Genomic DNA, 12295 nt, shown 5'->3' on the forward strand with positions numbered 1-12295 from the left:
CGCCGCCGCACGGCCGGGGCGGGCCGCTGGCCGTGGGCGATCTGTCCGCGCCGGTGGTACGCCGGGTGTTGCGCGTGCTGCCCCGGCTCGCGGCGCGGATGCGGCCCCTGTCGAGGTGGGCCTACCCCGCGTTGCCGCGCGGTCCTCCCGGCGCACCCGAGATCCGGGTGTGGGACGCGGACGACGCCACCGTGGAGGCGTTGCGGCGGGCCGGTGTGCGGGATCCGGCCGGGACGTTGATCGCGTTCGGGTGGGTGCACCCGGAGCACGCCCCGCGCGGGGCGATCGTGGTGTTCCGGCACGTCGTGGACGAGGTGCAGCGGCTGGTCGAGTCCGGGCGGCTGGACGCGGGCTGGTTCACCGACCTGATCGCCTACGAGACCCGGTTCCGCGTCCGCGGCCACACCCGCTCCGCGGACGGGCGGTCGCGCGAGGCCGTTGCCGCCGACCTCCTCGACCGGCTGGGGCGGGCCCGGCGGGCGGGCGCGGCGCCGACCCTCCACGACTTGCGCCGGCACGCCGGCGCCGGGTGGCTGCGCCGCGCGCTCCTGCGCTACCTCGTCCCGCGCGACCCGGCCGCGTCGGTGCGTCGCCACGAGCGGGCCGGGATCCCGCTGGTGCGCAAGCTCGTGATGGCCACGGCCGGGCGGCTGAGCCGGTACGGCGAGGGCAGCAACTACCGGCTGGATCTGACCCGGGACCCGCTGGAGGCGGTGACGGCGTACGCGCTGCGGGGCAGCGTGATCAACGAGCTCCTGCACACGTTCGGGGCGCTGTACTCGGTCCGGCACGTGATCGAGGGTGCGATCGCCGGGCAGTTCGGGCCCGGTTTCGTGGTCAACGCGCTCGGCGTGGTGGCGAACCTGGCGCTGGTGGCGCTGCAGCGCTACAACCGCGCCCGCATGGTCCGGGCGGCCGACCGGCTGCTCGCCCGTGGTCGTGGTTACCGATCCGACTACCGGAACTGGGCCGGCCTCGACCAGCAGGCCCTCCGCCGCCACCACACCGGTGCGCCGAGGATCCCGCGCCCGTGGCCGTGGGTCACGTCGACGATCGTCGCGATCAACGTGGCGGTGTCCGCCGTGGTGGCGCAGGCCGAGCTGGGCAACGCCCGGCTGTACGCGTGGATGGCAGAGCACCTGCCGTTCGTGGCCGCCCAGGTCGAGGCCGGGCAGTGGTGGCGGGTGCTCACCTCGGCGTTCCTGCACGACGGCCTGGCCCACCTGCTCTCGAACATGGTGGTGTTGCTGCTCGCCGGGCCGGTGCTGGAGCGGGCGGTGGGCCGGGTCCGGATGCTCGCGATCTACGTCGCGGCACTGCTCGGGGGCGGGCTGGCCGCGCTGTGGTTCCTCCCGGCCACCGTGCCGGCGGTCGGCGCGTCCGGTGCGGTGTTCGGGGTGCTCGCGGCGGTGTTCTGGCTGCGCCGGCCCGCCGCGATGGACGGCCGCGTCGCTCGCTGGGTGTGGCGGGCGCTCCCCGCCGTGCAGGTCGTGCTGGCACACGGCCCGAACGTCGGCACCGCCGCGCACGTCGGTGGGCTCGTCGTCGGATCGGCGATCGCGGTGCTGATCGACCGGTTGGGGCACCCCGCGCCGACGCCGTCGGTCCGCGCGCGGGCCGAGCTCGACCGGATCGTCGACGCCAGCGGGTCGAGCTGGACGGAGCGCCGGCGGGTTCGGCGAGCGATCAGGCAGGCCGAGGAGCGCCACTGGGGCAAGCGGATCCCCGGCAACCGGGTCGCGCAGGCCATCGAGTCGGAGGTCGAGCGGCTCGCCGACGCTGCGGCGCGGGCCGGCCTCGAGCTCTCCGGAACCGAGCTGGTCGACCTGGCCGCGCGCCAGGTGCGGTGGCACCCGGCCCTGGACCGGCTCACCCCGCACGGCGACGGAGCCGCGCACCGGATCAAGAGCGTCGCCATCGAGAACCTGCTGGCCGGGGCCCCGCCGGAGCTGCACGACACGGTGCTCCGGGAGTGGACGGGCGCGGAACCCGGTGCCGGCCGGCACGGCTCCGGCGGCGCCGTGGCCGTGCGTCCGCTGACCGGGCGCGACCGGGAGCGGGTCGTCGAGGCGTTGCGGGGTTCCCGGGATGCGCTGACGCCGTCGGCGGAATGGGCGACGGCGATGCCGCGGGCCCCGCCGGGAGTGGAGGTGCTGGTCCGGGACGAGGAGTTCCCGGTGCCGGGGGTGATCGCGTTCGGCTGGGCCGAGCGCGGCGCGGTGGTGATCACCCGGGCGGTCGCGGAGCGGATCGCGGCGCGGTACGCGGTGGACCCGGCGGGCGTGCAGGCCTGGTGGCAGCGGCTGCTCGTCCACGAGGTGGGGTTCCACCTTGGCGAGCACCCCGAGCACACCGGTCCCCGGCACGATGCGGATGCCGCTGCGCTCGCCGCCGAGTGGTTCGGATGGGTGGTGCCCCGCGGGCCACGGCCGATGACGGGCGCCGGCGGAGCGCGCTCCCCGCCCGCGACGGCCGCCACGGTCTGGATCTGGCACGAGAAGGGGATGCCGCTGGTCGAGTTCCGGCGCAAGGCGGCGAACCTGCTCCGGCTCGGCGACGCGGGCCGGCTCCACAAGGCGAGGAACCCGGTCGCGCGCGATCCCAACGTGACCCGGAAGTACGTCCGCGAGCTCGGCAACAGGATCAGGAGGGTGGTCGGCCCGGTGAACGCGGAGCACGCCGAGCGGCTGATCCGCCGGGTGCAGGAGCTGATGGACCCGGATCACGTACACGAGCTGCAGCTGGGCGGTTCCGACGTGGCCGGGAACCTGCGGATGCTGGACCGGCTCACCAACCGGGGGATCGGGGGTCGCCAGCTGCGGCCGCAGCTGATGTCGCTGCCCGACGGCACGCCGGTGCGGGTCGACGTGCTGGACGTCGCGGAGCTCGGTCGTCAGATCAGCGCCGTCGTCGGCGGGGGCACGCTGACCTATCGACGGCTGGCGGAGGTCGTCGGCGTTCCGCGGGCGGTGCTGCGCGGAGCGGTTCGCGAGGACGAGACCCTGCAGGAGGTCGGTCGCAAGCACGCGGTCCGCCGTGCGGGCGACCGCGACGAACGCGAGAGCGGATCGCGGCTGAACGAGATGTCGTTGGCAGGTGCCCTCGCGATGCTGAGCGTCATCTGGGGCTGGCAGATCGCTGCGGCGACGGTCCTGGGACTCGCCGTGCTGTCGCTGGTCCTGCTCGGTGTGAAGGCCGTGGTGGCCGCGATCCGGCGTCCGGGTCCGCCCGGGGACGCCGGGTCCGTCGAGGACCAGGGCTCCACCCCGCCCGTCCGGTCGGGCCCGGTGCGCCGGCCCGGCCGGGGCGGCAGGTGATCGGCGTCAGAAGCGGCCGCCGCCGCCCCGGCGGGCGCGGCTGGCCGAGCCGCCGAAGCTGCCCGGTGAGAAGCCGCCCCCGCCGCCCCGGTGGCCGCGGTAGCCGCCGGCGGCACCGGACAGGATCCCGCCGAGGATCATGCCGGCGAGGTCGGCGCCCGCGCTGCTGGTCATGCCGGGCCGCGACCACTGCGACACGTCCCGCCGGGCCAGGCGCAGCGCGTCCTGGGCGAGCGCGTCGGCGTGCTGCGCCTCGCGGAGCGCGGCCACCGGGTCCGGCCCACCGGCCTGTTCGAGGTGGCGGTGGGCCTCGGCGAGCCGGGTGCGCGCCTGGGCCCCGACCGCCCCGCGCCGGGTGCCGACGAAGTCCTCCGCCGCGGCGACGCCCGAGCGCGCGGTGATCACGGCCTGCGCCAGCGCGGCGACCGCCTTCCGTTCCCGTTCCGCGGCCTCGCGGGCGTCGGCGATCCCCTGGTCGAGAGCGGTGCCGGCCTCGCCGAGCAGTCGCAGCGCCGCGATCGGGTCCGGGAGCGTCCCACCGGCCGCCTCGTCGGCGGCGGTGAGCGCGGCCGCCGCCCGCGCGACCACCGGGGCGATCTCCGCTCCGGGCAGGGCCCGCGCCTCGGCGAGGTCCAGCTCCACCTCCGCCCGGGCGGCCGGCACCTGCTCGGCGGCGGCGGCCAGCTCGGACTCCCGGCGCCCGATGCCGTCGAGCAGGGCCTCGGCCTGCGTGATCGCGTCCTCCGCCGCCCGACCGGAGACGACGGCGGCCGCCGGGTCACCGCCCAGGCCCTCCTGCGCCTCCGCGAGCTCGGCGTCGGCGGCGGTGAGCAGCTCCCGCGCCTGGTCGAGATCACCGTCCACCGGTTCCAGCGCGGTCGCGGCGTAGCGGGACCGCAGCGCCGTCCACGCCGCCTCGACCTGCGGCAGCCGGGCGCGGACGCCATCGAGGCGGGTCCTCAGGTCGGCGACGTACCCCGGCGCACGGGCCTCCAGGCCCCGGAGGGCGTCGAACGCCTCCACCTGCTCGTCGAGCCGGTCGTCCGCCGCGGTGGCGATCCGGACGATCTCGGCGTGCAGCGAACGCGCCGTGCGCTCGTCCTCCGGCTCGCCGTCGTCGAGGCGCTGGCGCAGCGTGAACGCCTGCAGCATGTCGGCGCGCGACTGTTCCAGCGCGGCGGCGAAGCCGGACACGGCGTCCTCCCCGAAATGGGTCCGCGCGGCCGCGAGCTCCTGCTCGGACGTGCGCACGGCGTCGTCGACCTCGATCAGAGCGGCGCTGGCCCGGTAGGCGAGGTCGGCCGTCGAGACGTCGGAGAACTCGTCGGGCGGCAGATCGGGTGCCGGAGCCGCGTCGGCGGCGCGCCGCCGCCTGCGGTGCAGGGCGTAGGCGCCCGCACCGACCACGGCGACGCCCCCGACCACGGCCAGCCCGATCCCGAACCCGCCACCGCCACCGGAACGCAGCCCGTCGGCCAGTGCGACCGCCGCGCCGGCCCAGGCCTCCGCGGAGAGCCGCGGCTCGACGTCCTCGGTGCGGATCTGATCCAGCCGCGACTCGTCGACCGGGAATCCGGCGGCCACCGAGAGGCCGTAGGCGCGATCGACCACGGCGACGGCGAGCAGCGCGTCCTCATCGCCGAGCTGGGAGAGCCGGGCGCTCTCGTGGGCCCACTCCTCGCCGTCCGCCCCGTCGAACGACTCGACGAACACGACGAACAGGTCGACGTTGTTCTCGGCCCGGAGCTGCTCGATCGCCTCCTGGATCGCAGCGACGTCGTCCGGCGCGAGGACCCCCGCCCGGTCGGTGACGCGGTCGTCGAGGCGCATCGGCGGGTCCGCCGCAGCACCTCCGGCGCTCAGCACGAGCATCGCCAGCACCCCGACCAGCACGAACAACCTGCGCACGGCGACCTCCGCGATCGAGAGGACGCCATCATCGCGCGCCGGTCCACCGGCGCCCGATTGGCCATCGGCAACGGCGCCCCCATCGCCCACGATGGGAAAGTGGCAGTCGTCGACCTCCGCCCGCTCCCCGTCACCCGCAACCCGGGCCGCAGGCTGCCCCAGCTCTTCTGCGGGCTCGTGCTGTACGCGGTGAGCATGGCGATGCAGATTCGCAGCGGCCTCGGGTTGAACCCGTGGGACGTGCTGCACGAGGGGATCACCAAGCAGACCCCGCTCAGCTTCGGGATGGTCACCGGGATCACCGGCGCCATCGTGCTGCTGCTGTGGATCCCGCTGCGCCAGCGACCCGGCATCGGCACCGTGGCCAACGTCCTCGTGATCGCGGCGATCGTCGACACCGCGCTCGCGCTCCTGCCCGCCCCGGACGCGCTCGCCGCCCGGATCGCGCTGCTGGTCGCCGGGGTCGTGCTGAACGGCGTGGCGACCGCCGCCTACGTCGGGGCGCGGCTCGGCCCCGGCCCGCGCGACGGCCTGATGACCGGGCTGGCGGCGCGCACCGGGCGGTCCGTGCGCCTGGTGCGCACCTGCATCGAGGTGGTCGTGCTGGCGTGCGGATGGCTGCTCGGCGGCACGGTCGGCGTCGGCACCGTGCTCTACGCGCTGGCGATCGGCCCGCTCACCCAGGCCTTCCTGCCGCTGGTGGCGGTGCGCACCCGCTCATAGCCCGGCTGCAACGACCTCAGGCCGCGATCGGCTCCCGCTCGGCGTCCACCAGCCGCCACGGCCGCACGACCAGCACGAGCACGGTCAGCGACAGCACGAGCCCGCTCGCGATCGTCGCGCTCATGGCCGCCGCGTCGTTGCCCAGCACGCCGACGAGCGGCGAGACGAGGGCACCGACGCCGAACTGGGTCGCTCCGAGCAGGGCGGCCGCCGTGCCCGCCGTCTCGCCGTGCCGTGACAGCGCGACGGCCGGGGCGTTCGGCAGCCCGAAGCCGACGGAGAGCAGCACCATCCAGAGCGGGACGAGCACGCCGAACAGGCCGCCGATGCCCGACGATGCGACGGTGACGAGCAGCAGGCTCGCCGTCGCGGCGATGGCGACCGCACCGAGGAGCAGCTGCTGCGGCTCGAAGCGGCGCAGGAGCACGGGGTTGAGCTGGCTGGCGAGGATCAGCCAGATCGCGCCGCTGGAGAACGCGAGGCCGAACTGCTGCTGGTTCAGCCCGAACTGCTCCTGGAACACGAACGACGCACCCGAGACGTAGCTCATCACGGCCGACATCGCCAGGCCGGCGACGAGCACGAGCCCGACGAACGTGCGGTCCTGCAGCAGCCCGCGGTAGGTGCGCAGCGTGCCCACCACCCCGGACGTGACGCGGCGGTGCGGGGGCAGGGTCTCGGGCAGCACGCGGGCGGCCACGGGAAGGAGCAGCAGGCCGAAGAGCGCGAGCACCGCGAAGACGCCGCGCCACGAGGTGAACGCGAGCAGCCACGCCCCGAGGGACGGGGCGAGCACCGGGGCCGCGCCCATCACGAGGATCAGCCGCGACAGCAGCGTGGCCGCGGCGCGCCCGGTGTAGAGGTCCCGCACGATCGCCATCGCGGTCACCGTGCCGGCCGCCGCCCCGAGGCCCTGCAGCAGGCGCAGCGCGCCGAGCACCTCGACGTTGGGCGCCACGATGCACAGCAGCGAGGCGATCACGTGCAGGGCGACGCCCGCGAGCAGCGGGCGCCTGCGCCCGAACCGGTCGGAGAGCGGACCGATCACGAGCTGGCCGAGTCCGAGTCCGAGCAGGGTGCCGGTGAGCGTCAGCTGCACGGAGGCGGAGGTGGTGAGCAGCTCACCGGTGATCGTCGGGAGCGCCGGGAGGTACATGTCGATGGTGAACGGGCCCAGCGCGGTGAACGCGCCGAGCGTCAGAACGAGCCGGAGGCGGTTCCCCGGGGTGCCCGGTACGACCTGTGGGGCACGGGCGGGAGTCAGCGTCACTGATCGATGAAGAAGGAACGTCGCCGCGGCATTCCGGCCCGCCGGCTTCTGTGGGGCAGGACACTGGTGTCCTGGACCGGAGGTCCACCACGCAACTCGACGGCCCAGCTTCCCGCTGGGCGCACCGGCCGAGTACGCCCGGTACGAGGCCGGCCCGCCGGCACACCCAGCGAGAACCTGGATCCGCCGATTCACGCACCGGACCTCCGGTCGAGAACACTGGCCCCGTGCTGATCACCGACCTCACCACGCCCGCCCTGCTCGTCGAGCGCGACGTCCTCGATGCCAACCTGGCGACCATGAGCGAGGCCCTCCCCGGCCCGCGGCTGCGCCCGCACGTGAAGGCGCACAAGACCACGGCGCTCGCGCGGCGGCAGGCGGCCCTCGGGCACGCCGGGTTCACGTGCGCCACCGTGCGCGAGTGCGAGGTGATGGCGGCCGCGGGCCTGGGCACGGACCTGCTGCTCGCCAACGAGGTGCTGGACACCCGCCGTCTCGGCGCGCTGGTCGCGGACGGGGCGCGGGTGACGGTCGCGGTCGACTCCGCGGAGACCGTCGCCGCGGCCGTCGCGGGCGGGGTCCGCGAGGTGCTCGTCGACGTGAACGTGGGGCTGCCCCGGTGCGGTTGCCCTCCCGAGAATGCCGGTGAGCTGGCCGATGCGGCGCGAGCCGCCGGCCTGGGCGTCCGCGGTGTGATGGGTTACGAGGGGCACCTCATGCTCGTGCCCGACCCGGCCGACCGCGCCCGCATGACCCGCGACGCGATGGAGCTCCTCGTGCGCGCCGCAGGGGACGTCGGCGGCGAGATCATCAGCGCCGGCGGCACCGGCACCTACCTCGACAACACGTGGGCCACCGAGATCCAGGCCGGCTCGTACGCGCTGATGGACACCGCGTACGGCAAGATCGGCCACCCGTTCGGCCAGGCGCTGTCGGTGCTGGGCACCGTGATCTCGGTGTCGGCCGACCACGCGGTGGTGGACGTCGGGCTGAAGTCACAGTCCCTCGACCACGGCATCCCGACGATCGAGGGCGCCCAGGTGTGGTTCTGCTCCGACGAGCACACGACCTTCGCCCCCGAGACCCCGGTGCGCGTGGGCGAGCGGGTGCGCGTGCTCCCCGCCCACGTCGACCCGACCGTCGCCCTGCACGAGCTGATGCACCTGGTGGACGGCGCGACCGTGCTGGAGACGTGGCAGGTGGACATGCGGGGCTGGTGAGGGTCAGCCCGTCAGGTCGGCGGAGAGCCAGCGCTGCGGCCGGACGTGGTAGACGACCTGCTCACCGTGCTCGGCCATGGCGAACTCGAGGTACGTGTCCACCCGCTCGGGCGGCAGGTACCGCTCCGTCATGGCCCGCACGATCTCGTGGGTGCCGGGCTCCGTGCGCACGACCGGGCCTTCCACCGACACGTAGCGGACCCGGGCCCCGGCCTCGTCGACCATCAGCGACACGCGCCCGGCGGCGTCGATCAGCTTCGCCTTGCGCGACCCGACCGACGTGTGGAACCAGACGTCGCCGCCCGGCTCGTACTGGTACCAGATCGGCACGACGAGCGGGGCGCGGTCCGGCCCCGCGACGACGGACAGCGCCGCGACGTGCGGCTCGGCGAGGAACTCCTGGCGTTCGCGCTCCGGCATCGGCATGCGCGCAGGGTAGGAGCGGTGTCCGACAACGTACGGTGCACCCATGCTCGTAGAACGCATGCGCGCCCACACCTCCACGATCTTCGCCGAGATGTCGGCGCTCGCACTGCGGACCGGCGCGATCAACCTCGGCCAGGGCTTCCCGGACACCGACGGCCCCGCCTCCCTGCTCGAGGACGCCGCTGCGAACATCAAGGCCGGGATCAACCAGTACCCGCCCGGGATCGGGGTGCCCGAGCTGCGCACCGCCGTTGCCGAGCACCAGCGTCGCTTCTACGGTCTCGACGTCGACCCGGACGCCGTGCTCGTCACCACCGGGGCCACCGAGGCGATCGCCTCCGCCGTGCTGGCGCTGTGCGAGGCGGGCGACGAGGTCGTGACGTTCCAGCCGTACTACGACTCCTACGCGGCCACGATCGCGCTCGCGGGCGCGGTGATCCGCCCGGTGCCGCTGCGGCCGAGCGGCACCTCGTTCGCCTTCGACCCCGACGAGCTGCGTGCCGCGTTCTCCGCGCGGACCCGCGTCGTGCTGGTCAACACCCCGCACAACCCGACCGGCACGGTGCTCGACCGCGAGCAGCTCACGCTGATCGGCGAGCTGGCCGCCGAGCACGACGCCGTGGTCGTCACCGACGAGGTGTACGAGCACATGATCTACGACGGTCGGCCGCACGTGCCGATGGCCACCCTGCCCGGGATGGCCGAGCGCACGCTCACGATCTCCTCGGTCGGCAAGACCTTCTCGGTGACGGGCTGGAAGGTCGGCTGGGTGAGCGGGCCCGGCGAGCTCGTGTCGGCGGTGCGCGCGGCGAAGCAGTTCCTCACCTACGTCAGCGGCGCCCCGTTCCAGCCCGCGATCGCGACCGCCCTCGGGCTGCCGGACTCCTTCTACGCCCAGCTGGCCGGCGACCTGCTGCGCAAGCGCGACCTGCTCTCCGCCGGGCTGCGCGAGGCGGGCTTCACCGTGTTCGACACGGCGGGCACCTACTTCGTGGTCACCGACGTCACCCCGCTGGGATCCGCCGACGGCGCCGGGTTCTGCTGGAGCCTGCCGGAGAAGGTCGGGGTGGCCGCGGTGCCGGTGTCGGTGTTCTGCGCCGACCCGGAGCTGGGCCGATCGCTCGTCCGCTTCGCCTTCTGCAAGCGCGACGAGGTGCTGGCCGAGGCGGCGTCCCGCCTGGTGGCACTACGAGCCGCCGCGACCTGACGGCGGCCGCTCGGCGCGCCACTGGCACCACCGCACACATCGGATGGGGACGGCACAGAGCGCCCGGCGTGTGTGCCGTTCTGACCCGGTGTGTGCGGTGCCCCTATCGCGGCTCTTGCGCGGGCGGCACTAGCAGCAGCGTCTTGCCGAGCACCGTGCGCGCTTCGATGCCCGCGTGCGCGTCGGCGGCCTTCGCGAGCCGGTAGGTCTGGCCGATCAGCGGGCTGATCCGGCCGGCGGCGGCGTCGGCGAGCGCTCGCGCCGTGAGGCGGAGGCGCTTCTCGGGGGTGAGCTGCACCTCGCCGATGCCGGTGAGGGTGACGCCCCTGCGCCCCGCCTCGGCCGGGTCGATCCGGGCGAACCGGCCGCTCGGGGTGCCGTGCGCCGAGAATCGTCCGCCCGGTGCGACGAGCCCGAAGGCCGCTTCGCCGACGGCCCCTCCGACGTTGTCGAGCACGACCGTGGCGCCCGCGCCGCCGAGCGCGGAGCGCGCCCGGTCCATCCAGCCGGCCGCCTCCGGGTCGATCACGGCGTCCGGGCCGAGCGTGCGGATCAGGGCGAGCTTCCGCTCGTCCCGGGCCACCGCGACCAACCGGGCACCGGCGGCCTTCGCAAGCTGCATGGACACGATGCCGAGCCCGCCGCTCGCGCCGACCACCAGCACGGTGTCATCGCCGGTGATCCGGGTGGTCTCGAACAGCGAGAGCGCCGTGACGGCGTCGTGCAGCAGCGCCGCCGCGTCCTCGAGCGCGTGGCCGTCGGGAACCGGGGTGAGGCCGGCCGCCGGCACGACCACGCGCTCGGCGTAGCCGCCGGTGCCACCGGTCTCGGTGGCGACGGCCCGCCCGGTCCAGCCCGGATCGACGCCCGCCCCGACGTTCAGCACGTGCCCGGCGACCGCGTTGCCCGGAACGTACGGCGGTGTCATGGGCCAGTACGGCCTTCCGTCACCGCGCCGCACCATCGTCTCGAGCCACAGGACGTCCGCCGCGCGCACCGCGACGACCACCTCGCCCGGCCCGGCGACCGGGTCCGGTACCTCGTGCGGGACCAGGACCTCGGGCCCGCCGAACCGCTCCACCACGACCTGTTGCACGCCTCGTCCCCTCCGCCTCGTGTGGGACCCAGCATCGGATCTGAAGTCAGGTTGAGGTCAAGGGCGTGGTGGTGGTGGCGACGGCGTCGAGGGACAGTCCGAGCGTCTCGGCGAGCGCGGCGACCGTGAAGAACGCCGGCGTGGGGATCCGGCCCGTCTCGATCTTGCGCAGGGTCTCCGCCGAGATCCCGGCCGCCGCGGCCACGTCGACCAGGCTGCGGTCGCCGCGGGCGTCCCGCAGGAGCAGGCCGAGTCGCCGGCCGCGCTCGCGGTCGGCGGGGGTCAGCGGGACGCGCACCATGGATCCGATAGTAATACCGGTATAGTTATCCTAATGATCGAGCTGAAGACCGCGTCCGAGGTGGACGCGTGCGAAGCCGCGGGCAAGATCGTGGCCGACGTGCTGGCGGCCGTGCGCGCCCACGTCGCGCCCGGCGTCACCACGGGCGAGCTGGACGCGCTCGCCGCCGACCTGATCGCGGACGCCGGGGCCCGCCCCAGCTTCCTGGGTTACCACCCGTCGTGGGCGCCGGTCCCCTACTCGGGCGTGATCTGCGCGAGCACCAACGACGCCGTCGTGCACGGCATCCCCGGGCGGGAGCGGCTGCGCCAGGGCGACGTCCTGAGCGTCGACCTCGCCGTGCACCTCGACGGCTGGTGCGCCGACGCCGCGTTCAGCACGGTCGTCGGTGGCACCGGGGATCCGCGGGACACCGCCTTGATCGAGACCGCCGAGCGCGCGCTCGCCGCGGGCATCGCGGCCGCGGTCGCCGGTGCGCGGCTGGGCGACATCGCGCACGCCATCGGCACGGTCGCCCGCTCCGGCGGGTACGGGCTGCTGGCCGACCACGGTGGGCACGGCGTGGGGCGCTCCATGCACGAGTCGCCGAGCGTCGCCAACGAGGGCCGTCCGGGGCGCGGCCTGCCGCTGCGGCCCGGGCTGGTGATCGCGCTCGAGCCGATGCTCCAGGCGGGGGGCGCCGACACCTACCGCCACGACCGCGACGGCTGGACGATCCGGACGGCCGACGGCAGCCGCGCCACCCACGCCGAGCACACGATCGCGATCACGGAGGGCGGCCCCCGCGTCCTCACCGCGGGCCGCCCCACGTCTTGACGGCCCCGCTA

At 74.9% G+C, this 12295-nt stretch carries 10 protein-coding genes (1 of these 10 running past the window's edge); 5 read left to right on the top strand and 5 right to left on the bottom strand.

Annotated elements, in window-relative coordinates:
* On the top strand, nt 1-3317 hold the 3' end of the coding sequence (locus ACU436_RS26190) for a rhomboid family intramembrane serine protease (RefSeq protein ID WP_459029587.1). It extends 24985 nt beyond the left edge of the window; only the last 3317 of its 28302 coding nucleotides appear in the window; its start codon lies off the left edge, out of view; its stop codon occupies nt 3315-3317.
* A gap of 6 nt (nt 3318-3323) precedes the next feature.
* Here ACU436_RS26190 and ACU436_RS26195 read toward each other — a convergent pair whose 3' ends face one another.
* On the bottom strand, nt 3324-5225 hold the full coding sequence (locus ACU436_RS26195; RefSeq protein WP_459029588.1) for a TPM domain-containing protein: 1902 nt from the start codon (nt 5223-5225) through the stop codon (nt 3324-3326).
* Nucleotides 5226-5324: 99 nt separating this feature from the next.
* Between ACU436_RS26195 and yczE the strand changes: the two genes are divergently transcribed.
* Nucleotides 5325-5948 carry a membrane protein YczE gene (gene yczE, locus ACU436_RS26200; protein ID WP_459029589.1) on the top strand — a complete coding sequence of 208 codons (624 nt, stop codon included), beginning with the start codon at nt 5325-5327 and terminating at the stop codon, nt 5946-5948.
* Nucleotides 5949-5964: 16 nt separating this feature from the next.
* On the opposite strand, the gene ACU436_RS26205 is transcribed toward yczE, so the two are convergent.
* Nucleotides 5965-7218, bottom strand: a complete 1254-nt coding sequence (locus ACU436_RS26205; RefSeq protein ID WP_459029590.1) for a multidrug effflux MFS transporter — start codon at nt 7216-7218, stop codon at nt 5965-5967.
* Between the two features lie 227 nt (nt 7219-7445).
* Here ACU436_RS26205 and ACU436_RS26210 point away from each other — a divergent pair, with 227 nt between their 5' ends.
* Nucleotides 7446-8438, top strand: a complete 993-nt coding sequence (locus ACU436_RS26210) for an alanine racemase (protein WP_459029591.1) — start codon at nt 7446-7448, stop codon at nt 8436-8438.
* Between the two features lie 3 nt (nt 8439-8441).
* Here the strand turns inward: ACU436_RS26210 and ACU436_RS26215 are convergent, their stop codons facing one another.
* Nucleotides 8442-8864 carry a pyridoxamine 5'-phosphate oxidase family protein gene (locus ACU436_RS26215; protein WP_459029592.1) on the bottom strand — a complete coding sequence of 141 codons (423 nt, stop codon included), beginning with the start codon at nt 8862-8864 and terminating at the stop codon, nt 8442-8444.
* A gap of 43 nt (nt 8865-8907) precedes the next feature.
* On the opposite strand from ACU436_RS26215, the gene ACU436_RS26220 reads away from it, so the two are divergent.
* The gene (locus ACU436_RS26220) at nt 8908-10071 is read left to right on the top strand and encodes a pyridoxal phosphate-dependent aminotransferase (RefSeq protein WP_459029593.1); all 1164 of its coding nucleotides are present in this window, start codon (nt 8908-8910) and stop codon (nt 10069-10071) included.
* Between the two features lie 103 nt (nt 10072-10174).
* On the opposite strand, the gene ACU436_RS26225 is transcribed toward ACU436_RS26220, so the two are convergent.
* Both ACU436_RS26225 and ACU436_RS26230 read right to left on the bottom strand, forming a co-directional pair.
* Nucleotides 10175-11167, bottom strand: a complete 993-nt coding sequence (locus ACU436_RS26225; RefSeq protein WP_459029594.1) for a zinc-binding dehydrogenase — start codon at nt 11165-11167, stop codon at nt 10175-10177.
* Between the two features lie 46 nt (nt 11168-11213).
* Complete coding sequence (locus ACU436_RS26230) at nt 11214-11468, bottom strand: helix-turn-helix domain-containing protein (protein ID WP_459029595.1); 255 nt, start codon at nt 11466-11468, stop codon at nt 11214-11216.
* A 33-nt stretch (nt 11469-11501) separates the two neighbouring features.
* Between ACU436_RS26230 and map the strand changes: the two genes are divergently transcribed.
* On the top strand, nt 11502-12284 hold the full coding sequence (gene map / locus ACU436_RS26235) for a type I methionyl aminopeptidase (RefSeq protein ID WP_459029596.1): 783 nt from the start codon (nt 11502-11504) through the stop codon (nt 12282-12284).
* Nucleotides 12285-12295 lie beyond the last annotated feature (11 nt).

This window comes from Pseudonocardia wallangbongensis (assembly GCF_054486945.1).